Below are 22,935 nucleotides of genomic sequence, written 5' to 3' on the forward strand. Positions count from 1 at the left end.
TTTGGCATCGTTTGCGGTTCCGTCCGAAGGGCGGGAGCAAACCGCGTCGTCAGCTAGGTATAATAGCCGATTTGCGGCTATTATACCACAAACGCGAAGCGCTTCGTGGTATACGGCATCGTTTGCGGTTTCGCCCGAAGGGCGGGAGCAAGCCGCGCCATTGAGCCCGGTATAATGGCTGCTTTGCGGTCATTATACCAGAAAAAAGATAAAAAAGTCTATTCTTTTCTCACCCCGCACCGGCTTCCCGGCAGGATGGATAAACTCTTCCGCGAAGGCAATACTGAATAAAAAAGGAGGTGCCTTCGCTCCATGGCAATCGCTTTCACCCGCTCGGTGGTCCTGTATCTGCTCATCGTCATGGGCCTTCGCTTTATGGGCAAGCGGCAGATCGGGGAACTGGAGCTCAGTGAGCTGGTGCTCGCCCTTTTGATTGCCGACCTGGCCGCCGTTCCCATGCAGGACTTCGGGATTCCGCTTCTCAATGGGCTCATCCCCATCTTCACCCTTCTGGCCCTTACTATGGTGATCTCCGTCCTGTCCATGAAAAGCGTCCGGATCCGCTCCTTTGTCTTTGGAAAACCCAGTATTCTGGTGGAAAAAGGCCGCCTTATCCGGGAAGAGATGCGAAAAAACCGGGTCACCATCGACGAGCTCTGCGAAGAACTCCGCCTCCAGGGCGTCACCGATCTTTCCACCATTCAGTATGCCATTCTGGAAACCAACGGCAAGCTCTCCGTCCTGCTCTTTCCCTCGAAGAAACCCGCTTCGGCGGAGCTGCAGAACTTAAAGCCCGAGGACCCCGGCCTTCCCGTGATCATCATCAACGACGGGCGCCTCCTGCGCAACAATATGCAGCTGCGCGCCCTGGATAAGAACTGGCTGGACGACAGGCTCCTGCAGTACGGGGTATCCTCGGTGGACGACGTTTTTCTGCTTTCTGTGGATGAGTCCGGCGGAACCTACTTTATCGGGAAGGAGCCCAAACCGTGAAATATCTTATGATAGCCCTGGCCCTCCTCGCCGCGATCTTCGCCTCCGTCATGGCAAACGCCTCCTATATCTCCGTGAAAACCGGGGAAATCACGGCCCTTTTAGAGGAAGCGGACCGCCGCGCCGACTCCGGAGACTGGACCGGGGCGGAGGATCTGACAAAAAAGGCGCATGAAGAGTGGACCTCTCTGGGAGACTACCTCCGGATTGTGCTGAGGCATGACCAGGTGGATGAAGCCGACCGCTCCTTTTCGGAGGTGCTGGGCTTCATCGAATGTCAGGAGGCCGCGGAATACTGTGCCACCAACGACTCCCTCGTCACGCACCTGAAGCAGATGAACGACATGGAGCAGCTGAGCCTCAGCAATTTTCTTTCCATCCCTTGTCTGCCAGCAGCTTGTTCAGCTCCGTCATGAAAGTGTTGATATCCTTGAATTGGCGGTAAACCGAGGCAAAGCGCACATAGGCCACCTCGTCCACCCGTTTGAGCTTCTCCATCACCATCTCGCCGATCTTGGCCGTGCTGACCTCCCGTTCCAGGGAGTTTTGCAGGGTCTGCTCGATTTCGTCGGTCATCCGTTCCATCTCCGCCAGGGGAACCGGCCGCTTTTCGCAGGCCCGCAGGATGCCGTTTAAGAGCTTTCTCCGGTCGAAGCTCTGGCGGCTTCCGTCCTTTTTGATCACCATGATGGGGAGACTTTCCACCGTCTCGTAGGTGGTAAACCGCTTCTGGCAGGAAAGGCACTCCCGGCGCCGCCGGATGCTGGTTCCCTCCTCCGCCGGGCGGGAATCCACAACCTTGCTCTCCGGATGGGAACAGTAAGGACATCTCATAGGAACCTTCCTCTCTTGTGGTTTTTCATCGTTGCCGACAGTCGGGCCGTTGAGGCATAGTATCGTTTACTTGTGCCTTATGTTTGATAGTATAGCATACAAACACCATATATTGTTATGTTCAAATATAAAATTTCATAATAACGCTCCCCGGCAGCGCAGCTGCCGGGGAGCACAGCTTATCGAAAAAGTCTTTCCGTCCTTTTCGCCACCGGCGAAAAGCTTTTGCGGATTTCGCGTTGCGTTCCGTGACCGAAATCCGCAAAAGATATAATTTCAATGCCTTGCGGGAATTCACTTCTCGCAAGGCATACTTTGCGCGCCTTCGGGAAGGCGCGGTCCATCCACCTGTTCCCGTCGGAAAACAGAGTTTTCCGACGGGATTCGCTCCCCGGCAGCGCAGCTGCCGGGGAGCGTTTGCTCTCTTTTTTATGCGGTGGTCTGCTGGTTGCTGAACTTCTGGTACGCCTGGCTGATCTTCTGGGCTTGCGCCTGCTCGGGATTATACCATCCGCGGCTCTGGGCGGCGTTGAACAAGTCGCTCTGGATCTTGTGTTCTTCGTTCAGAATGTTCAGGAAAGCATCCCGCAAAGAGGTGCTTACGCACTCGTTTGCAAAGGTGTCGTAGGTGCTGCAGATCTGCTTCTGGCTGGAGAGAAAATCGTCGATTCTCTCCTGGTCGCTCATGGCTTTCATCTGATCCATTCCGTCCTCCTACTGTAAAAATTTGATAAGGTTGTTGAAATGCTGCTGATGCCGGTTGGAGATGTCCTGGAAACTGGTTTTAAGAGCGCTGTCCGTACACTCGTTGGCCACGGTCTGGTATTTCTTGATCAAAACCTTCTCGTGGTTGAGCTGATCTTCCAGCGCCATGAGTTCTTTTGCGGTTAGGTTGGGCATCGTACCACTCCTTTTTATGAATTGTCACTGGTAGTATTGCCCTGCCCTCCCCGATTATTCACAAAACCGGCAGACCTTCCGGATTAAATTTGTAAACCGCGTAACTTTTGCCGTCGATTCCCGCGATGCGCGCAAAACAGAAGGCGGGCATCAGGGGAAAGGGCCGCGCGGTCTGGAAGGGAAATGCCAGGAGCCTGTATCCCTCTTCGGTCTTCGTAAGAGCTCCCTGGGCGCCCGCCGCCGCGGCCGCCAGGATCGGATCCTTTAAAAACCGTTCCGGATTCCGCACCGGCTGCCAGCCGGAACCAGCCGGCTTTTCCTGCGGCGGCTGAGGCGGCGGGGGAACCGGGTTTTTTTCGCTCCGTCTTTCGGAAAAAGGAACGCTGAGAAAGGCTTCCCCCGAGGTGATCTGGGAGACTCCGGCTCTTCCCATCTCGTCCCGGCTGAAGCTCCGGCGAACCATGAGCCTGCCCTTTTCCGGCGCCATGGCCCCCAGATTCAGTCTTCCTCCGGGCCCCACCGCCGCAGCCCGGTAGATTCCCGCTCCGTCGTCCGGACATTCGGCTTCGAATACCGTGCGAAGTCCCTCTTCCCGCACCCGCAGGCTTCCCCGCTCCGTCCCGTTGATCAGCAGCGGATATCTCTCTGCCACGGCGGCTCCCTCCTTCCCTTTTCCCCGACGGATGTCCCTTTCCGCCGGTCCTAAACCCCACTCCCCCGGCCCCGTCTTCGCTCCGCTTGTTTTTTCAGGGCGCGCAATGCCGTGTCGGCACAAAAGACCGCCCGTACATATTGTTATGCACGGGCGGCCGGATTCATGTCCCTCGGATAAAATTGCCTGGGGTGGATTACTTCACGGTGTACGTTCCCCGCACCAGCACCTTCACCGCTGCGGTGGCCTTGATGCCGCGGTTTTCAATGGTGGCCATGTACAGGTGGTTCTTCACCAGAGACGCGCCGTTGTTGAGAGTGCTGCCGTCGGTCATGTCGATGAGACCGGGGGAACTGGATGCCACGCATGCCGCGGTCCCCACCCGGAGCATGATCTCCGTTCCGATGGTCCCGGTAAGGGTCTGCCCGCTGTTGAGCGAAACCACGGCGTATGTACTGCTTGTCCCCGGTGTCTGCCCGCCCGTCTGCACGGCTGCGATTTTGGTATCCATCTGCTGTGTGAAGGCGTTGATCTGTTCCGTTAATGCCGAGGTCAGAAGGGTGTTGTTGGAAGTGATCTTGGCGTCCGTCTGCTGCAGGATGCCGGGCGTCAGCGTGTCGGTGAGATAGCTCAGGGTAATGAGGGGATCGGTCTGGCTCCCCGACTCCGCGGCCAGCACGCCAAAACCGGCGAGGGTGGCCACGACCAGCACTGCTGCCGCCGCCTTCAGCGGCCATTTCTTTCGTTTCACAGCGGTATCCTCCGTATGATAGTTTGGTGGAACAGGAGGCGCCGGGCGAAAAGTCATACCCTTCTATGTATTCCTTCCCACCCGGATATCCTTTCCTGTTATCGTTACTCTTAAGCCAATTGATTGTTCTGCAGCCCGAAGCTCACGGCAATCGCCGAGTCCACCTGCTGCATCAGCTCCTCGTCCAGCCTTCCCATCTTTTCCTTCAGGCGCCGTTTGTCCAGCGTGCGGATTTGCTCCAGCAGGACAACGGAATCCCTGGACAGCCCATAAGCCTTTGCGGAAAGCTCGATGTGCGTTGGCAGCCTTGCCTTGTTGATCTGAGACGTAATGGCTGCGGCGATTACCGTCGGGCTGTGCCGGTTACCCGTATCGTTCTGCACGATGAGTACGGGCCGGATGCCGCCCTGTTCGCTGCCGATGACGGGGCTGAGGTCGGCATAATAGATATCGCCTCTTTTTACGCTGTTATCCACAAACTTCACACTCCGCCGGAAAAAAGTGTCCCTCCTGCGGCATCTCCGCAGCCAGGTCACTATAATTCTCCCACGCGGCAGTGAAATTTATACTTCACCGGGGATATAAATTCACGGCCTGCCCGGCCTGCATCCTCCTAACGCATTGTATGCGCCGGACTCCGCTTTTGCTCTTAGGCTCTCGCCGGCAGAACCGCACACCGCTCCCCTTCCCGGAAAAACAGCCTCGGCACCCGCTTGGAAATCCCGCACAGCAGCTCGTAGGCGATGGTTCCCGAAAGCTCCGCCGCCCGGGACACCGGAAGGTGCTCCCCGAAAATCTCCACCTCGTCGCCGGGTCTTGCCTCGGGAATGTCCGTCACGTCCAGCATGGTCATGTCCATGCAGACCCTGCCCCGGATTCTCGCCGGCTTCCCCCTCAGCAGCACATCGTACTGGTTGGAAAGGCTCCGGGGCAGCCCGTCGGCGTACCCCGCGGACATGACGGCGATCCGGCTCTTCTTTTCCGTCCGGAAGGTCCTGCCGTAACTGACGGTGATGCCGCCGGGAAGTTCCTTGATTTCGCTCACCACGGTCTTAAGTGTCATCACCGGGCGCAGCCCCGCCCCGCATCCCGCCTTTTCGCAGGGGGAAACCCCGTAGAGCAGAATACCGGGCCTTGCCATATCCAGATGGGTCCAAGGATAGTGTAGCACGGCGCCGCTGTTGGCGCAATGGCAAATGGAAAAGGTAACGGCGTACTTCTCCCGGAGCATGTCCCTGAGACGGACAAACCGGTCGAACTGCAGCCGGGTATAATCCTCCTCGTTCTCGTCGTCGGAAGCCGCGAAGTGGGTGAACAGCCCCTCCGGCAGAAGACCCGGGAGCTTTGCGATATGGGCCGCCTCCCAGGCCGCTCCGTCAAGGCTGCCCTCGTCGCATACAAGGCCCAGGCGGGACATTCCGGTGTCCGCCTTGATGTGTACCCGGAGCCTCTTTCCCAGCTGCTCCGCCGCCCGGGAAAAGGCCTCCCCCGTCTCCGTTTCATAGATGGTCTGGGTGATATCGTAATCCAGCAGATCCTCCAGGCACTCCACGGGGGTGTAGCCCAGAATCAGGATGGGGAGACGGATGGAGGCATACCGCAGCTGCATGGCCTCCTCGATGTTGGAAACCGCCAGATAATCCGCCCCCAGCTCCTCCAGCAGCTTTGAAATCTGGACCGCCCCGTGTCCGTATGCGTCCGCCTTCACGACGCCCATAAAGCGGCATCCGGGCGCGAGCATTTTCCGGATGGCGCCGTAATTGTAAGCTGTGTTGTCAAGGGAAATCTCCGCCCAGGTCCTCCTCAGTATGTCCTTCAAGCCCTTCTACTTCCTTTTCATGTAAACTCAAATTCCGTCACCTCGCAGCGGATCACCGTGAAATCCTCCACGGAGGTCTCCGCCTGCAGGGGAATATAACTCTCTTCGTCGAACCACGCGCTGTGGACGATGGGATCGCCGTCGGAGCTCTCGGTTTCAAATGTAATACGCAGGGTCTTGGTTTTCCCCAGGGTCTCCGCTCCCTCCTCCGTGGCCGCCCATTCCTTCCAGGCCCGCACCATGGCGGGAAGCGCGTCCATGGGGGTCAGCCCGTCTCCCGACAGGCGCCCGGTTTCGAGGCTCGCCCCGTCGTAGATGAGCTCCAGCCCGTCCTCCCGCACCACGGCCTGGATTCCCGCGATGAGCTCGGGTTCCAGCACCTCGATCTGGCCGTCTCCGTCCTTCACGTAGGTGTACCGCAGGGTGTATTCGTAAACCCGTTCCCCATAGTCGGCCGTGACCTTTGCAGTCATTACGAAGCCTTCGGCCCCGGTATACGTCTCCCGTACCTGCCGCGTCTTCTCCCCCGGGCTCCCGCCGGTACATCCGGAGGCAAACAGCAGGATCATCATCAGTGCACAGATCCGCCTGCGCACGCTTCACCACATCCCTGTTTTGTTTTCATACTGATATGGGATGGAAACGATGAAAATAAAAATCGAGTATGTTTTTCGTCCCGCAAGGCAGACGACGCCGGCGGGCTCTATGCCCGCCAAGGAGGATAACGACGCGGGGCGGAAAACAGGCCGATTTTTATCATTGGATTCATCGCATATCAGTATCAGTACTGCATCGTTGCTTTTGGGATTGCCTCGATCATGTCCGTGGGCGTCATGCCGTATTCGCCCTTTTCCGAAGCGGTCGTGTCCCCGGCCCGCCCATGGAGCCAGACCGCGCCCCAGGCCGCCCTTTCCGGGGAAAGACCCTGCCCCAGAAGGGAAACCAGCATGCCCGAGAGCACGTCGCCGCTTCCCCCCTTGGCCATTCCGGGGTTTCCGGTGGTGTTGATATAGACCCGCCCGTCGGGGAGGGCCGTCACCGTCCGGTATCCCTTGAGGATCAGAATGCATCCGCTGGCCTGCGCAAATTCCCGCGCCTGTGAAATCCGGTCCGCTTTCATAGGACGGCCCAGAAGCCGCTGAAACTCCCCTTCGTGGGGCGTCAGGATAACGGGACAATTCCGTTTCCATATATCTATATTCCCGGCAAGCGCGTTTATTCCGTCCGCGTCTATCACCAGCGGCACCCTGCATGTCTCCAGCACGGCCCGCACCGCCGCCGAAACCCCCTCGCTTCTGCCGAGTCCCGGCCCTATGAGGCAGGCGTCGCAGCCGCGAAGCTGCTCTAAGATAACGGGAACCGCTCCGGGGGACAGCTTTCCTTCCTCCTCCGGCAAAGAGATCACCATGGCTTCGTCGTTTTTCTCCGCCTCGATGCCGTGGATGGAAGCGGGAACGCCCAGAAACACCAGTCCGGACCCCGTCCGGACCGCCGCCCGCGCGGAAAAGGCGGGAGCGCCGGTATAGTCCCGGCTGCCGCATACAAGCAGCACCCTGCCGTAATCCCCCTTGTGGGAATCCCGCCGTCTCCGGGGCAAAAGCTCCCGCGTGTCCTCATCGTCCACCGCGAAAATTTTATCCGGGATACGGCTCAGCGCCTCCTCCGGTATCCCGATTCCGGCCACCCGGAGATCGCCGCACAGAAGGCCTCCCTCGCCGCAGAAGTGCCCGATCTTAGGATATGTGAAGGTAATAGTCTTTACACATTTTGGTGCCGCTCCAAGTATCTGCCCCGTGTCGCTTTCCACGCCGCTGGCGATGTCTGCCGCCACTACGGGGACCTTCAGCCGGTTCATGAGCTCCACCGCCGCCAGGGGCCGTCCCCGCAGGGGCGAGTTCAGCCCGATGCCGAAGAGGGCGTCGATTAGAACGCTTGCCCCGGCGCACCAGGCCTCGCATTCCGGGTCCCCCGGAATAAATTCCTCCGGCTCTCCCCCGGCCGTTTCGTAACGGGCGAGCATTTCTTTCAGATCCGGTGTGAACTTTTCCCTGTCCCCCGTGAGAAACAGGCGGACCTCCGCGCCGTTTCTGGCGAGGATCCGCGCTGCCGCAGCGCCGTCTCCCCCGTTGTTGCCGCCGCCGCAGAATACCGCGATGCGCTCCCCCGGGTTCATGAGGCAGCCCGCGGCTTCCTCCGCCAGGGCCGCCGCGGCGTTTTCCATCAGCAGCAGAGAGGAAATGCCCAGGGTGTGGATAGCGTACCCGTCCAGCTCCTTCATTTGTCTCGCGGTGGCAAGCTTCATTACGCTCCTCCCGTTTCTCCCCATTGTCCTCCGGTGCCCCTATTTTTCAAAATAGGTATACATAATTATAGTGCAGCCGGCGCCTTTCGTCAATTTCATCTTGCACCTTTTGGAATAATATGATATAAGTAGTGGGTACGGCCCCCTGCCGCGCCGTTTCCGGGCGGGTGTGGGGGCAAAAAGACCAAAATATGCAAAAAGCGATGACCGGGAGCAAGCGTAAGCTCCGCCGCCCCAGAGAGGGACGCCATTTCGGCTGTGAGCGTCCTGCGGCTTTTGCGCGGATTCCCCCGTGAGCTCCGTTTTGAACTCCCCCGCGGGGAAAGTAGAGACAGGCGGCCGCCCTCCGTTAACGGGTGTGAGTGTGCGCGCCGCTTCGGGCGTGCAAATGACGGGTGGTACCGCGGAGGTCTTGGCTTTCGTCCCTTGTGGGGCGGGAGCCGTTTTCGTTATCAGAGGAATTTATTCCCGGGCGGCCGTCCGGGAGTATTTCGTAATACTAAAACTTCAATTAAAAATGTTGGCAAAACAAGTGAAACAGTATGGCTGGCTCCCGCCTCCGGCGGCGGGCAACCATACGTCTTGTTTCATCTTTTTAATTTAGAAATGGCATAAAACCATGAATGGGAGCTGGCAGTATGAAAAACGAGCTGGAACAAATCAGAAAGTCGGCGCTTGGCGCCTTTGCCGCCGCCGCGGGGACGGCCGAGCTGGAATCCCTCCGGGTCAGGTTCCTTGGCAAAAAGGGGGAGCTTACCGCGCTGCTCAAGCAGATGGGGTCCCTGTCTCCCGAGGAGCGTCCCGTCATGGGGCAGCTGGCCAACGCCCTCCGGGAGGAGCTGGAAGGGGCTCTGGATGCCCGCGTGCGCGTCCTGGAGCAGGAAGCCCTGGAGGCAAAGCTCAGAGATGAGATCATCGACGTCACCATTCCGGGTACCCCCGTGACCGTGGGCCACCGGCATCCCCTCACCATTGTTCTGGAGGAAGCCCTGGACATCTTCGTGGGCATGGGCTTTGAAATAGCGGAAGGGCCCGAGGTGGAGCTGGCGTCCTATAACTTCACGCGATTGAACACCCCGGAGGGGCATCCCGCCCGGGAGTGGCAGGACACCTTCTACCTGTCGGAGGACAGCGGCGTCCTTCTGCGCACCCAGACCTCTCCCGTGCAGGTCCGGGTGATGGAGAAAAAAGCGCCTCCCATCCGTATCGTGGCCCCCGGCCGGGTCTACCGCAAGGACGAGGTGGATGCCACCCACTCCCCCATGTTCCACCAGATGGAGGGACTTGTGGTGGACAAGGGAATCACCATGACCGACCTGAAGGGCACCCTGGAAACTTTGGTAAAAAAGCTTTATGGCCAGGAGAGCCGCGTCCGCTTCCGCCCCCACCATTTTCCTTTCACCGAACCCTCCTGCGAGGTGGACGTCCAGTGTTTCCAGTGTCACGGAGCGGGCTGCCGCGTCTGCAAGGGAGAGGGCTGGATCGAGCTTCTGGGCGCCGGGATGGTGCATCCCCGGGTCCTGGCCGGCTGCGGCATCGACACGGATGTGTACAGCGGCTTTGCCTTTGGCATAGGTCTGGAGCGCATGACCATGCGCCGCTTTGAAATTTCGGACCTTCGCCTGATGTTTGAAAACGACATGCGCTTCTTGTCGCAGTTTTGATGGGAGGAACGAGCTGTGAAATTATCGAGAAAATGGCTCTCCGAGTTTGTGGATATTGAGGCTTCAGACCGGGAATACGACGAGGCCATGACCCTGTCCGGCTCCAAGGTGGAACTCACCGAGGACATGGGCGCCGGAATTGTGAATGTGGTCGTGGGCCGCATTCTGTCACTGGAAAAGCATCCCCATGCGGACAAGCTGCAGATCTGCCGGGTGGACGTGGGCGCGGACTCTCCCCTTCAGATCGCCACGGGAGCGAAAAACGTCGCTCCGGAAGACCTGGTCCCCGTGGCTCTGGACGGCTCCGTCCTTCCCGGCGGAGTCCGTATCGACGCGGGCGAGCTCCGGGGCGTCGCTTCCCTGGGCATGCTCTGTTCTGTAAAGGAACTCGGCCTTACGATTCATGACGTCCCTTACGCCGTGGAGGACGGAATCCTGATCCTCCAGGAACCCTGCTCTCCCGGCCAGGATATCCGGGAGGTCCTGGGGCTTGACGACCACGTGGTGGAGTTTGAGATCACTCCCAACCGGCCCGACTGCCTGAGCGTCATCGGCTTGGCCCGGGAAACCTCGGCGGTCTTCGGAAAGCCCCTGCATCTTCATGAGCCAAAGGTCAAAGCGGGCTGCGGGTCTTTGGAAAAGCTCCTCGCCGTGGAGATCCGGGATCCCGACCTCTGCCCCCGGTACACCGCCCGGATGGTGAAAAACGTTAAGATCGCCCCCTCCCCCGCCTGGATGCGGGAGAGACTCCGAGCCTCCGGCGTCCGCCCCATCAACAATATCGTGGACATCACCAACTACGTGATGCTGGAATACGGCCAGCCCATGCACGCCTTTGACTTCGCCTGCGTGAATGGAGGCAGGATAGTGGTCCGCAGGGCAGCTCCCGGCGAGGAACTGGAAACCCTGGACGGGACCCGCCGCCGCCTGACCCCCGGCATGCTGGTGATCGCCGACGAGCACCGTCCCGTGGGCGTGGCCGGCGTCATGGGCGGAGCCAACAGCGAAATCACCGGCAGCACCGCTGCCGTGGTCTTCGAGTCGGCAAATTTTAACGGCACCTCCATCCGGCAGACGGCCGTCGCCCTGGGCATGCGCACCGATGCCTCCAGCCGGTTCGAAAAAGGTCTGGATCCCCAGGGAACGCTTCCCGCCGTCCAGCGGGCCTGCGAGCTGGTGGAGCTTCTGGGAGCGGGAGAAGTCCTGGACTCTGTGATCGACGTGAAAGCGGCCGATTTTCCCGCCACCGTCCTCTCTCTGGACGCCGAGCGGATCAACCGCCTCCTGGGCACGGAAATCCCGGCTCCTGAAATGGCCCAGTATCTTCGCTCTCTGGGGTTCGCCGTCACCGGGGACCGCGTGGAGGTTCCCTCCTGGCGCTCCGACATCGAGCATTATTCCGACCTTGCCGAAGAGGTGGCGAGGCTCTACGGTTACAATCTCCTGCCCACCACCATGATGCGGGGAGAGACCACCCAGGGCGGCTTTTCGGACGTTCAGCGCGCTCGGCGGCTCGCGGGGACCCTTTGCCGAGGCATGGGCTACAGCGAAATCCTCACCTATTCCTTTGTAAGCCCCTCCTGCTTCGATAAGATCCGCCTGCCGGCATCGAGTCCCCTGCGAAATGCAATACGGATCCTCAATCCTCTGGGGGAGGACACCGGCATCATGCGCACCACTGCGCTCCCTTCCATGATGGAGACTCTCTCGCGCAACTACAGCTACCGGAATCCCTCGGCGAGACTTTACGAGCTGGCCTCCGTTTACCTGCCCCGCGAGGGCGAGACACTGCCCGAGGAGCGGCAGCTTCTCCTTCTGGGCGGATACGGGGACATGGACTTCTTTGAGCTCAAGGGCGCCGTGGAGGCGGTTCTCGCCAATATGAACATCCGCGGAGTGACCTTCGCCGCGGAGTCGGAGCACTCCTCTTACCATCCCGGCCGCTGCGCCTCGGTATCCGCCGGGGGCGTCCCGATGGGAACGTTGGGGCAGATTCACCCCCTGGTAACGGAAGAATACGGCATGGACACCCCCGCATACGCCGCCCAGCTGGATTTCCCCGCCATGCTCGCCTGCCGCGCTCCCGAGGCCCGGTATGTCCCTCTTCCCCGCTTCCCCTCCGTCTCCCGGGACATCGCCGTGGTGTGCGATGCATCCATCCCCGTGGCGGTGCTGGAATCCTGCATAGCCAGGGGCGCCGCAGGTCTTCTCAAAGAGGTTCGCCTCTTTGACATCTATACCGGCAGCCCTGTCCCCGCCGGAAAAAAGAGCGTCGCCTTTTCCCTGACCCTGCGCTCCGACGACAGGACCCTCACCGACGCCGAGGCGGATGCGGACGTCCGGGTCATCCTAGACCTTCTGCACCGGGAGCTGGGAGCCGTCCTGCGCTGACACCGGCCGCGGGGACCCCTCGCATTTGCTGAGGGATATCCCATTTTTTCGGTAAAAACTTTGCAGGAACCTTGGCGCAACCTCTTTACACCGTTTCCTTTTTACGTTATGATATTTCCATGGTTGTTCCGCCGCTTCCCGTTGCGGCCGGGCAAACGGAATGCCGTCTCCCGGATTCGGCTTTCCGGTATATCGACAGATTGTCGGGGGGTGAGCTGATGTCGGATTATACGCGTAAATTTGACCTGGGGCACGACAAGGATCAGGAGATCAAGGCCATCCTTACCGCGGTGTACGACGCGCTCAAGGAAAAGGGCTATAATCCCATCAATCAGATTGTGGGATATATTCTGTCCGAGGACCCCACCTATATCACAAACTACAACCACGCCCGGACCCTGATCCGGAAGATCGACCGTGACGAACTGCTCCAGGAGTTGGTGCGCCACTATCTCACCTACTGATTGTTTTCAAGGAAAACCCCGCCGGAAGGCGGGGTTTTAGCTTGTCGTAAAAGTCCCATCATCCTTTTTGCCACTGGCGAAAAGCTTTTGTGGATTTCGTGTTGCGCTCCGTGACCGAAATCCGCAAAAGGTGAAATCTCAATGTCTTGCGGGAATTCACTTCTCGCAAGACATACTTTGCGCGCCTTCGCAAAGGCGTGATCTTTCTCTCGTTTCCGTCGAAAAACAGGGTTTTTCGACGGTCTGAAGCCCCGCCGGAAGGCGGGGTTTTTATATGAACGCATCCCCTTCCCCGGTAACTATTTGCCGTCCGGATCCATCTATTCCAATTGGAAATCCGCGGAGAAATCAAGAAAACCGTATAATAGAGGCCCTTTGTGCAAATTATATAGTTTGTATATTTTTACCATCTAAAATTTGACTAAACTGTTTGACAAACCGGAGGCAATGTGTTACAATTTGGTTACAAGGTTTTAAAAAGGGGGTTACCATCCTTTGGAAAAAAATGAAAAAGCGAATGTCCTTACGTATAAGGGACGTCCGCTCAGGAGAAAGGGAAATCTGATATATTACGGCAGCATGGCCGATAAATACGTGATTATGATGCAGATTCTCGAGAGCAGGGCCAACAAGGATCTGGAGGTCGGCACGAAAGTGTCCGTTCAGCTGCAGCTCACCGATCCGGATCTCAAGTCCAGAGACAGAGTGGTTAAAAAGAGCGAAAAAGACAACTTGTACAGCGCCATGGATGTGGCGGCCGTCTGGCTGGAGCGGGCACTCTCCTCGAAATAGCGTCATATGTTGTGTTGGGGGATATCGGATTCGATATAAGAATTGACAACAGGGCTGCGCTCTCCTTCCGGCACCAATGAATAAAAGGTGAAAACGGAGGTAAACATGAAAAACCTGAAAGGATTCTTGCGTTACGGACTCATCGCAGCCGCGCTGATGGTATGCCTCACGGTTGCGGCGGCAGCGGCCGGAACCAGCCTCGGCGTCGCCACGGTGGACGCTTCTTCTCTTCGGCTCAGGGAATCTCCCAGCACATCCTCCTCCATCCTGGGCACCGCTTCCACCGGAGACACGGTGGTGGTCCTGGAAAAGCTGGACGGATGGTATAAGGTGAACTTCAAGGCAACCGAAGGCTACATGTCCTCCGAATACCTGACTCTGAAGGAAACCGCAGATGTCACTATCGGGTACGGACTGGTAAAAGCCACCTCCCTGAATATGCGTTCCGGTCCCGGTACTACATACAGCCTGGTCTCCGCCATTCCGGGCTCCGCCATCGTCAGCATCGTGGGGATCGACTCCGGCTGGTATAAGGTTACATACGGCGGAAAAACCGGATATGTTCTCAGCGATTACTTGTCTATCACAAAAGAATCCGCCTCCTCCCGCGGCGCCGATGAAGTGGTGGCCGACTCCGGTTCCACCGCCGCCGGGGAAGAAGTGGTGGCCTATGCAAAGCAGTTTTTAGGTTATACATACATATACGGCACTGCCGGCCCCAATACTTTTGACTGCTCCGGCTTCACTCAGTACGTTTACAAGCACTTCGGATACTCTTTAAACCGCAGCGCTGCCTCCCAGATGTCTAATGGGACCTCGGTCTCCAAGGCGAACCTTCAGCCGGGCGACCTGGTTCTCTTCCGGGAAATCGGCTCCAGCAAGGCGGCCACCCATGTGGGTATCTACATCGGGGGAAATAAATTCATTCACTGCTCCAGCGCGGGCGGCCAGGTGCGGTACAACAGCCTCAGCGACTCCTGGTATGCCAAGACCTACGTGGGAGCCCGGCGCATTCTTTCCTAGTAAATAAAAAAATCAGCCCGGCGCGCGGAACCTTCCGCGCGCCGGGTTTTTGCATTTTATGTGCCGCGCGGCCGCGGCCGTTTGGTATGTTTTTTGGCAACTTTTCAGAAAAAAGTTACCTCCGGCGGGGAGCGCGTAGCTCCCGTCCAAACCTCTCGTAAATAGCCTTCCGCGGGGAGTTCGGGAAAAGGCACCCCAGCGGAGCGCCAAGCTCCTGTCCAAACCCTTCGTAAATCAAATTGATTTTCTGCCATGGATATTGTATTTTAAAATTAAGCAAAAACCGCAGCCGCGGCTCCTGATCGGTATTAAAACAGGCTGGGAATCACACCCGCTTCCACAAAGTGCTTATAGATTCCACAAATATTCATAAATAACAGCAAAGCTAAAAAACCCAGCGCACCCTTCAGAGCGCTTTTCACTGTTTCCGGGTCGTCCTTGTTTTTCCAATACCGGATCCCATCCGTCACGAAATAATCCGCGCAAAAAATAACGGACCACATCAGTGCCAAAAGCGCCGCGCTGTTCGGTTTATAGAAAAAGATGTCGACAGTGTTTCCCACCAGAAGGCAGGATATTAAAAGCGCTCTTTGTAAAGCCGCAAACTTTTTTGCCTTTTGGGGCGGCAGGGCAAGATTTGCGCCCAGCGTCAAAAGAATCAGGATAATGCTTGAAATAAAGAAAACCGGCATATGTATCTCCTAAAATCCGAATTTGCATAAAGGCGGGATTGCAGTTTTGCAGTCCCGCCTCCATATCCCAAATCTGTTTCCGAAAAGCTCTTTTTTCGGATGTGATTAGCTCCGCCATTCGCAGCAAAACGTTTATACAGAAAACGCGGATAAATTGATAGTGCCGGACTGGCTTTCTAAGAAGCGTAGATTATATTATATTGTAAATCTATCGTTATAGTATGTGCATTTCAATCTCGTTATGGTAATTTTACCATTTCATTGATATCATGTCAAATTTTATATAAATGGGCGGCAGGAACTCTTCGGAACCTTTGCTGAAAAAGTAAAAAAAATGCGCCTTGATTGAGCCAAAAAGCCAATTCAAGGCGTATTTCGATGTGACAAAGATATAAACCAGGCCGCCCTGTATCGTAAGAGTAACGAATATCAAGTTCTATGGGCGTGTCCTCATTGAGAAACGGCGGTAAGCGTCAAAACAGTCCTCTGATTACGCCGTCCGCGTCCACATCGATCTTCACGGCGGACGGAACTTTGGGAAGCCCCGGCATGGTCACGATCTCCCCGGTGTAGACGACCACGAATCCCGCCCCCGCCGCAACCTTGACGCGGCTGACGAAAACGGTGAAGTCCTTCGGTCTTCCCAGCTGTTTTGCGTCGTCCGACAGGGAGTACTGAGTCTTTGCCATGCATACGGGAAGCTTCCCATACCCCAGCTCCTCCAGCTGCCGCAGCTCCTTCCGGGCCTGGGGCGAGAACTCCGCTCCTTCCCCGCCGTAAACCTCCCGCACCAGGGTGTCGATCTTTTTCCGCAGAGGCAGGTCATCCTCGTAGGCAAAGCGGAAACCGTTCCGCCCTTCCTCGATCATCCGAAGGACCTCCCGGGCAAGCTCGGTGCCGCCCTCGCCCCCCTGCTCCCAGACGCGGGAGGAAACCACCCGGACCCCCTGCTCCCCGCACCGGCGGGAAATCAGCTCTATTTCCTCCTCCCTGTCCGTGAGGAAGCGGTTCACCGCCACCACCGCCGGCAGGCGGAACACGTTCCGGATGTTCTCAATATGTTTTAAAAGATTGGGCATTCCCCGCTCCAGGCTGTCGGTCTCTCCCCCGCTGCCGTCGTTTGCGGCGCCCCCGTGATGCTTCAGCGCCCGCACGGTGGTGACGATCACCACGGCGTCGGGATGAAGGCCCGCCGAACGGCACTTGATGTCCAGGAACTTTTCCGCTCCCAGATCTGCGCCGAATCCCGCCTCGGTGACCACGAAGTCCGCCAGCTTCAGCCCCGCCGTGGTGGCAAGGACGCTGTTGCAGCCGTGGGCAATGTTGGCAAAGGGCCCGCCGTGGATGATGGCCGGGGTGTGCTCCAGAGTTTGTACCAGATTGGGCTTCACCGCGTCCCGCAGAAGCGCCGCCATGGCGCCCTCGGCCCGGAGGTCTCCCGCGGTGATGGGCCTATCCTCCCGGCTGTATCCCACCACCATCCGGCCCAGGCGCTCCCGGAGGTCCGCGATGCTGTCGGCAAGACAGAGGACCGCCATCACCTCCGAGGCCACCGTGATGTCGAACCCGTCCTCCCGGGGTACCCCGTTCACCCGGCCGCCCAAACCGCAGACGATGCTCCGCAGCTGCCGGTCGTTCATATCCATACACCGCTTCCAGGTGATCCTCCGAACGTCGAAATCCAGCTCGTTTCCCTGCTGGATATGATTGTCCATCAGAGCGGCCAAAAGGTTGTTCGCCGCTCCCACCGCGTGAAAGTCCCCGGTAAAATGGAGGTTGATGTCCTCCATGGGCACCACCTGGGCAAACCCTCCTCCGGCCGCGCCTCCCTTGATGCCGAACACCGGCCCCAGAGAGGGCTCCCGGAGGGTAAGCACCGTCCTCTTCCCCAGCCTGGAAAGCCCGTCGGCCAGGCCCACGCTGGTGGTGGTCTTTCCCTCTCCCGCAGGAGTGGGGTTGATGGCCGTCACCAGGATCAGCTTTCCCCGTACAGGCTTGTCCCGGAAGGCGGCCAGGTCGATCTTCGCCTTGTACTTTCCGTATGTCTCCAGCGCGTCGCCCGTCAGCCCCAGCTTGGCGCCGATCTCCTCGATGGGTAGCAGCTTCGCGCTCTGTGCGATTTCGATGTCGCTTCTCATTCCCATGGACCTGTCTCCCGCCTACAGTTTCTGATGCAGCCCTGCCGCCTTGAGGGTGTTTTCCAGGAGCATGACCCGGGTCATGGGCCCAACGCCCCCGGGAACTGGTGTAATGTAACTTGCCTTTACACTAACTTCTTCAAAAGCGCAGTCCCCGCAGAGCTTTCCCGCCTCGTTCCGGTTCATGGCCACGTCGATAACCACCGCGCCGGGCTTCACCATGTCGCCGGTGATGACCCCCCGCTTTCCCACCGCGGATACCAGGATGTCTGCCTCCCGGGTCACTGAGGGCAGATCCGCCGTCCGGGAGTGGCAGACGGTCACCGTTCCGTTTCTCTGCAGCAGAAGCAGCGCCTGGGGCTTGCCCACGATGTTGGACCGCCCCACCACGACGCAGCGTTTTCCCTCCACGGGGATCTTATATTCGTCCAGTATGGCCATCACCCCCGCGGGTGTGCAGGGCAGAAACACCGGCTTCCCGGTGAGAATGAGCCCCACATTGTAGGGGTGAAAGGCGTCCACATCCTTTTGAGGATCGATGGCGGTAAGTATCCTGTCCTCCGAAATAGCTTCCGGCAGCGGAAGCTGCACCAGGATCCCGTCGATATCTCCGTCCCGGTTGAGCTCCGAGATGAGTCCCAGCAGCTCCTCTTCCCCCGTGTCTTCGGGCAGGGCGTATTCCCGGCTCAGGATGCCGCATTCCGCGCAGTCCCGCTTTTTGTTGTCCACATAGGTCCTGGAAGCTGGATTGTTTCCCACGATGATAACGGCGAGGCCCGGTTTTTGCTTCATCCCGGCAACCCGGGAGGCGATCTCCGTCTTTCGCTTTTTGGCCAGGGCTTTTCCGTCCAGTATCACTGCCGCCATTGGATTATTCTCCTTTGTCTTCTTTGTCAGGTCCCGTAGGTGCGATTTCACCTGTTTTCCCGGCTTCCGCGGCGGGTTTCCCGTCGGTCTCCGTCCCGGCGCTTCCGTCCGGCGTCTCCGCGCCGCCGGTTGCAGGATCCGGTGCCGCGGCGCGATCTTCCGGTAAGGTCTCCGCTTTTGTGCCATTGTCCGACCCGTTCTCCGCCAGGCCCGCTTCCGGTGCCGCCTCTGCCGCGGTCGCGGCTTCCGCTCCTGCTCCGCCGGTAGCGGTAAGCTTGGAGAGCTTTACCCGCCTGTGGATGAAGTAGATAATAAGCGCCGCCGCGCAGGATACGAAACCCACCACCTGGGAAACCCTCAGCCCCGTGCCCCACAGATACAGGCTGTCCGTCCGCAGGCCCTCGATAAGTCCACGTCCGAACCCGTACCACGCGACATAGAGAAGGAAGATTTGTCCGTTGAATTTTCTCCGTTTGGAGAGGGACGCCAGGAGGAAAAAGCCAATCACGTTCCACAGGGATTCGTAGAGGAAGGTGGGGTGCACCTCCACATAGCTTCCGCCCCGGGGTACGACGCCCATCCGCCAGGGAAGGTCCGTCAAAGCGCCGAAGGCCTCGCGGTTGATGAAATTGCCCCAGCGGCCCACGGCCTGTCCAATGAGAAGCCCCAGCGCGCCCAGATCGGCCACGGCGCCGAAGCTGATTTTCTTGATCCTGCAGAAGATAAACGCCGTAATCACCGCTGCGATGATGGACCCGTATACGGCCAGACCTCCGTCCCAGATGCGGAATATCTCCGCCCAGTTGACTTTGGTAACGCCGTTGTCCTGATATTGATACAGGGAAAAATAGAAGATCACGTAATAAATCCGCGAGCCGACGATGGCGATGGGCACTGCGTAAAGAAGCAGGTCCAGAAAATCGTCCTGCTTGACCCCGAAGCGGTGAGCCCGCTTGTAGGTGTACAGGACGGCCAGCAGAAAGCCCGCGGCGATGATGATTCCGTACCAGTAGATGTCGTGTCCGAACAGGGTGAAGGCCACCCTGTCCGGATTGAAGGACAGGCCCAGGCCTGGAAATTGGATGGGGGTATGGTTCATTGCGGTTCGCTCTCCTTTGGTTTTACAATGGAAACGGCGGTTTTTTCCGGCTGGATCGTCTCTGCGATATACTCTTCCGCGTCCCGGGCCGTAATCGCGTCGAAGATCTCCGGAAAATCAAAATAATCCGCCTTTAGGAAATGAAATTCTGCCATCTGCACACAGGTGCCGTCGAAGCTGTTGAGGGCCCGCAGCCGGTTCCCGAAGGACGCTTTCCGGGTCCTTTCGAAACGCTCCTTGTCCAGTCCCTCTCTGCCGACCCTCCGGGCCTCCGCCAGAATGGCCTCCCGGACGGCGTCCGGGTCCTTGCTCTCTCCGCCCACGGCGATAAAGGCTCCGCCGGCGATAGCCTCGTAATCCCCGCCGAAATTCCGGTTGATGAGCCCCTTGGAATAGAGGTCGGCGTAGAGCGGCGAGGAATCCCCGAAGAGAAGGTCGCAGGCAAGACGCGCCGTAAGCGTCCTGCGCAGCCCCTCTTTGCCCTCCGGGCGGGGGCTGTCCTTGTATCCCATGAGAAAAATAGGGGTGGAAACCTCCATCCGGGTCTCGATCCGTTCCTGATACGCATTGGGAGACTCCGTTTTGCCGTAGTCCCTCTGGATCTCTCCCAGCCCCTCCTTGGGAAGGATCTCCTCCGCCAGGCGGAAGATATTGTCCGGCTCGAAATTCCCCATGACGCAAAGGACCATGTTGGACGGATTGTAGAAAGCCTTGTGGCAGTCGTACAGGGTCTCCGCCGTGATACCGGCGATGCTCTCCACCGTCCCGGCCACGGTGGCCCGGATGGGATGGTTCTCGTAAAGCGCCCGGCTCAGGTTGGTGTAGACACACCAGTTGGGATCGTCCTCGATCATGCGGATCTCCTGGCCGATGATCCCCTGCTCCTTCTGGACGCTTTCCGGCGTGAAGTAGGGCACGGAGACGAAGTCCAGCATGATCCGCAGGTTGTTTTCAAACCGCTCGGTGCTGTCGAAGTAGTATGCCGTCATGTCGCTTCCGGTGAACGCGTTGGGGGAGGCTCCTCCCTTGGCCAGCTCCTGAAGGGCGTTTCCGTCCTTGGTGTCGAACATTTTATGCTCCAGAAAATGCGCCACGCCCGCCGGTGTGTCCATCCAGCGATCCCCCAGGCGGAATCTCATGTCGATTCCTCCGTAGTGGGTGGCAAACAGCGCGTAGCTCTTGGAATACTCCGGCTTGGGCACGGCATAGATGGTAAGTCCGTTTCCCAGGGTGATCCGCTCGACGGTTTCCCCCAGCCGGCTGTATCGCTTCTCCATTATTCTCCTCCTTTGTCGGGGCCCCTGAGAAAGTAAATCGTATCCAGCCGAGCGGCCTCCGCCGCCCGGCGGATCTCCTCCGCCGTCACTTTTTCAATTTGAGCGGCAAATTCCATGGGTCCGTAGGGAAGCTCCTCCAGGGCCTGTCCCAGATAGAAATCTTCCATCCGGGTCTGGGAATCCAGCGTGGAACGCATGGCGTTGACCACCGACCGTTTCGCCGCCTCCAGCTCCCAGTCCTCCAGTTTTCCCTCCTGGATCGCTTTCAGCTGAGCCAGGATCTCGTCCCGGGCCTTCTCGTAGTTTTTAAACTCGATGCCCGAGGAAACCGTGAGGATCCCCTTGCTCCGGTGGAGCGCCGAGCTTGCGAAGTAGCACAGGGAGAGCTTTTCCCGGACGTTTAAAAAGAGCTTGGAGGTGCTGGTGCCGCCGTATGCCGTGTGGAACAGGGTCTGTGCGGGATAGTCCGGCGCGCCCCTGCCTCCCAGCCGGAAGCCTATGGCCAGCTTTCCCTGGGTAACGTCCATGGATTCCGTCACCACCTGGGGCTCCTCCGGGGCCGCCTTCTTCACCGCGGTGTCGACGGGTTCCGTTGCGCCGGGCCTCGGCAGAGATTCCAGCGCGTAAAGCATCGCGCCCTCCACCCGTTCGGGCGAGGCCGAACCGCTGTAAAAGAGCTCCAGGCGGGAAGATGCCAGAAGGCGGTTGTACTGCTCGAAAAGCTTCTGTCCGCTCACCGCCGAGGCGGCCTCCTCGCTGCCCAGCTTGTCGACGCTGTAATCTTCCTCCCGGCACATGAGCTCGACGAGCCTCTTGTCCGCATATTGCCGTTTGTCGTTCACAATGGCGCGGATCCTGTCTTTTAGGTTGTTCTTCTCTCCCTCCACATATTCCGTATAAAACCTTCCGTTCCGGGTGGCGGGGGAAAGCAGCAGCTCTCCCAGAAGATCGGCCACCGGCTCTAAAAGCTTTTCCTGTCCCGGCGTCAGAGCCTCGTCGATAAAGCTGCTCACAAACCCGACGCACTGCACCTCGCCCTTTTTCCGCACCACGCTTTCGATCTGCGCGCCGTACAGGCTGTCCAGCGCCGCCGAAAGCTGCTCCATGTCGGGATATCTCGCGGTGCCGCGGCGCAGGACCGACGGCAGCATGGCGTTCTTGGACGCCGAGGCCGCCTTCAGGGGAGTCAGCAGATTCATGCTCAAAAGACCGGTTTTGAACTTTTTCGTGCGGAAGGAAGTCAGGAATACACCGGGCATGATCTCCTTTCGGACTGCGTTGGTCAATTCTCTCATTCCTTTCCATGAGCTCCGTTTCCATCGGCAGATTTTCCGGAGCCTCGTCTCGTCCGGGCGCGCAAAAAAGGAAGCGCGGTCGCTCTCCCCTCTCATATCCGCGGCGGGCCCGGAATGGGATAATGGATATATTATACACAATAATTCAAATTATTGCACGGATTTTTAATATCATGCTTCCCATCCTTCGTTTTCGTTTGGAAACAGCCGTCCGGCGTTCTTGGAGCGGCGATTCCGGCATTGAAAAATCGGCTCGCCGCGCCGTTAGAGCCAAACCGCGAAACACCGCGGTCGCGTCAATCTGCCCTCCCCGCCGCACCGTCTCCCGCGCTCTGCTCCGGCGCTCACAAGCCCTCTCGCCCTGCTCCCCGTATAAAGAAAAACCCCCTCCCCGCCGCCGGAGAAGGGACAATCCGACTGCGTCTCACGCGTCCCCTCCCGGTCCTCGTCCGCCTCGGTCTCAATTCTTATAAATTTTGTAAAATAGTAGCGTTTTTTATCCCCCGCCGTCTTTTTTTCTGGAATAATCAGGTATATAATTTTATTGGATAAGTTCTTAATTCCATTAAACTTAAAGGATGTAAATAGCATATTCTGAGGTTGGTAGTGTAACAGATAAGGGAAGAAAAAGACTCATTCAGAAAGATGTCATAAAGAATAAGCGGAAGTAATCAAATGTCTTGTGGCTATCCACGACACTTTTTAGGTTGTGATTTAATGCTTAATTCGTTGCTGCTAATTGGTCGCTATGTAATCAGAGTACTTGCCCTTTGGGTGCTATGCAGTATTAATTGCGAATTTAGAAATTATAGGTGGGGCCACAAGTATATAAAAGCTTTTGATGCTGAAACTCCATTTCAGTTCATTTTTACAATTCTACAATCTCGTAAAGACACGGCCTTTCTTGGTGCGATAACATATGTTGGGTACTATTGTAGCATTATTTCAACAATCGCGATTATTGGAACCGTTGCCATCTCAG

22 protein-coding genes are annotated in these 22,935 nt (G+C 58.1%); 7 read left to right on the forward strand and 15 right to left on the reverse strand.

Annotated features, from left to right (window positions below; all coding sequences use genetic code 11):
- Window positions 1–312: 312 nt before the first annotated feature.
- Together B9A13_RS02905 and B9A13_RS02910 are read left to right on the forward strand one after the other, a co-directional pair.
- Window positions 313–993 carry a DUF421 domain-containing protein gene (locus tag B9A13_RS02905; protein ID WP_084233563.1) on the forward strand — a complete coding sequence of 227 codons (681 nt, stop codon included), beginning with the start codon at window positions 313–315 and terminating at the stop codon, window positions 991–993.
- Window positions 990–1,409 carry a DUF4363 family protein gene (locus tag B9A13_RS02910; protein WP_084233564.1) on the forward strand — a complete coding sequence of 140 codons (420 nt, stop codon included), beginning with the start codon at window positions 990–992 and terminating at the stop codon, window positions 1,407–1,409. The genes B9A13_RS02905 and B9A13_RS02910 overlap by 4 nt, the downstream gene beginning before the upstream one ends.
- Here the strand turns inward: B9A13_RS02910 and nrdR are convergent.
- The 9 genes from nrdR to B9A13_RS02955 all read right to left on the reverse strand — a co-directional run bounded on the left by nrdR (window position 1,354) and on the right by B9A13_RS02955 (window position 8,251).
- Window positions 1,354–1,827, reverse strand: coding sequence for a transcriptional regulator NrdR (gene nrdR, locus B9A13_RS02915; RefSeq protein ID WP_084233565.1), 474 nt, complete (start codon window positions 1,825–1,827; stop codon window positions 1,354–1,356). The genes B9A13_RS02910 and nrdR overlap by 56 nt on opposite strands.
- Before the next feature lie 429 nt (window positions 1,828–2,256).
- Entirely contained in the window at window positions 2,257–2,532 is a 276-nt protein-coding gene (locus tag B9A13_RS02920) for a spore coat protein (protein ID WP_084233566.1), read from the reverse strand.
- Window positions 2,533–2,541: 9 nt separating this feature from the next.
- A complete protein-coding gene (locus B9A13_RS02925) occupies window positions 2,542–2,727 on the reverse strand; it encodes a spore coat protein (protein WP_084233567.1) in 186 nt (61 codons plus the stop codon).
- A 58-nt stretch (window positions 2,728–2,785) separates the two neighbouring features.
- Entirely contained in the window at window positions 2,786–3,379 is a 594-nt protein-coding gene (locus B9A13_RS02930; protein ID WP_084233568.1) for a hypothetical protein, read from the reverse strand.
- Between the two features lie 196 nt (window positions 3,380–3,575).
- Window positions 3,576–4,130 carry a hypothetical protein gene (locus B9A13_RS02935; RefSeq protein WP_084233569.1) on the reverse strand — a complete coding sequence of 185 codons (555 nt, stop codon included), beginning with the start codon at window positions 4,128–4,130 and terminating at the stop codon, window positions 3,576–3,578.
- A 110-nt stretch (window positions 4,131–4,240) separates the two neighbouring features.
- A complete protein-coding gene (locus B9A13_RS02940) occupies window positions 4,241–4,606 on the reverse strand; it encodes a type II toxin-antitoxin system PemK/MazF family toxin (RefSeq protein ID WP_084233922.1) in 366 nt (121 codons plus the stop codon).
- A gap of 173 nt (window positions 4,607–4,779) precedes the next feature.
- Entirely contained in the window at window positions 4,780–5,949 is a 1,170-nt protein-coding gene (gene alr, locus B9A13_RS02945; RefSeq protein ID WP_084233570.1) for an alanine racemase, read from the reverse strand.
- A 17-nt stretch (window positions 5,950–5,966) separates the two neighbouring features.
- Entirely contained in the window at window positions 5,967–6,521 is a 555-nt protein-coding gene (locus tag B9A13_RS02950; RefSeq protein WP_084233571.1) for a hypothetical protein, read from the reverse strand.
- Window positions 6,522–6,730: 209 nt separating this feature from the next.
- The gene (locus B9A13_RS02955) at window positions 6,731–8,251 is read right to left on the reverse strand and encodes an NAD(P)H-hydrate dehydratase (RefSeq protein ID WP_084233572.1); all 1,521 of its coding nucleotides are present in this window, start codon (window positions 8,249–8,251) and stop codon (window positions 6,731–6,733) included.
- A 638-nt stretch (window positions 8,252–8,889) separates the two neighbouring features.
- Between B9A13_RS02955 and pheS the strand changes: the two genes are divergently transcribed.
- The 5 genes from pheS to B9A13_RS02985 all read left to right on the forward strand — a co-directional run bounded on the left by pheS (window position 8,890) and on the right by B9A13_RS02985 (window position 14,585).
- Window positions 8,890–9,915 carry a phenylalanine--tRNA ligase subunit alpha gene (gene pheS / locus B9A13_RS02965; protein ID WP_084233574.1) on the forward strand — a complete coding sequence of 342 codons (1,026 nt, stop codon included), beginning with the start codon at window positions 8,890–8,892 and terminating at the stop codon, window positions 9,913–9,915.
- A 15-nt stretch (window positions 9,916–9,930) separates the two neighbouring features.
- The gene (gene pheT / locus B9A13_RS02970; RefSeq protein ID WP_084233575.1) at window positions 9,931–12,306 is read left to right on the forward strand and encodes a phenylalanine--tRNA ligase subunit beta; all 2,376 of its coding nucleotides are present in this window, start codon (window positions 9,931–9,933) and stop codon (window positions 12,304–12,306) included.
- Window positions 12,307–12,524: 218 nt separating this feature from the next.
- Complete coding sequence (locus tag B9A13_RS02975) at window positions 12,525–12,770, forward strand: IreB family regulatory phosphoprotein (protein WP_084233923.1); 246 nt, start codon at window positions 12,525–12,527, stop codon at window positions 12,768–12,770.
- Window positions 12,771–13,265: 495 nt separating this feature from the next.
- Window positions 13,266–13,562, forward strand: coding sequence for a hypothetical protein (locus tag B9A13_RS02980; RefSeq protein ID WP_084233576.1), 297 nt, complete (start codon window positions 13,266–13,268; stop codon window positions 13,560–13,562).
- A 105-nt stretch (window positions 13,563–13,667) separates the two neighbouring features.
- Window positions 13,668–14,585 carry a C40 family peptidase gene (locus B9A13_RS02985; RefSeq protein ID WP_084233577.1) on the forward strand — a complete coding sequence of 306 codons (918 nt, stop codon included), beginning with the start codon at window positions 13,668–13,670 and terminating at the stop codon, window positions 14,583–14,585.
- A gap of 308 nt (window positions 14,586–14,893) precedes the next feature.
- Here the strand turns inward: B9A13_RS02985 and B9A13_RS02990 are convergent, their stop codons facing one another.
- From B9A13_RS02990 to yfmF, 6 genes are all read right to left on the reverse strand, one after another.
- Complete coding sequence (locus B9A13_RS02990; RefSeq protein WP_084233578.1) at window positions 14,894–15,277, reverse strand: hypothetical protein; 384 nt, start codon at window positions 15,275–15,277, stop codon at window positions 14,894–14,896.
- Between the two features lie 473 nt (window positions 15,278–15,750).
- Window positions 15,751–17,421 (reverse strand): formate--tetrahydrofolate ligase, encoded by a 1,671-nt coding sequence (locus B9A13_RS03000; RefSeq protein ID WP_084233580.1) that lies wholly within the window; start codon window positions 17,419–17,421, stop codon window positions 15,751–15,753.
- 15 nt (window positions 17,422–17,436) lie between these two features.
- Window positions 17,437–18,282 (reverse strand): bifunctional methylenetetrahydrofolate dehydrogenase/methenyltetrahydrofolate cyclohydrolase FolD, encoded by an 846-nt coding sequence (gene folD, locus B9A13_RS03005; protein WP_084233581.1) that lies wholly within the window; start codon window positions 18,280–18,282, stop codon window positions 17,437–17,439.
- Between the two features lie 4 nt (window positions 18,283–18,286).
- A complete protein-coding gene (gene lgt, locus B9A13_RS03010) occupies window positions 18,287–19,381 on the reverse strand; it encodes a prolipoprotein diacylglyceryl transferase (protein ID WP_084233582.1) in 1,095 nt (364 codons plus the stop codon).
- Entirely contained in the window at window positions 19,378–20,658 is a 1,281-nt protein-coding gene (yfmH, locus tag B9A13_RS03015; RefSeq protein ID WP_242942760.1) for an EF-P 5-aminopentanol modification-associated protein YfmH, read from the reverse strand. The genes lgt and yfmH overlap by 4 nt, the downstream gene beginning before the upstream one ends.
- Entirely contained in the window at window positions 20,658–21,944 is a 1,287-nt protein-coding gene (gene yfmF, locus B9A13_RS03020; RefSeq protein ID WP_242942761.1) for an EF-P 5-aminopentanol modification-associated protein YfmF, read from the reverse strand. The genes yfmH and yfmF overlap by 1 nt, the downstream gene beginning before the upstream one ends.
- Window positions 21,945–22,935 lie beyond the last annotated feature (991 nt).

The organism is Papillibacter cinnamivorans DSM 12816 (assembly GCF_900176335.1).
GTDB lineage: Bacteria > Bacillota > Clostridia > Oscillospirales > Oscillospiraceae > Papillibacter > Papillibacter cinnamivorans.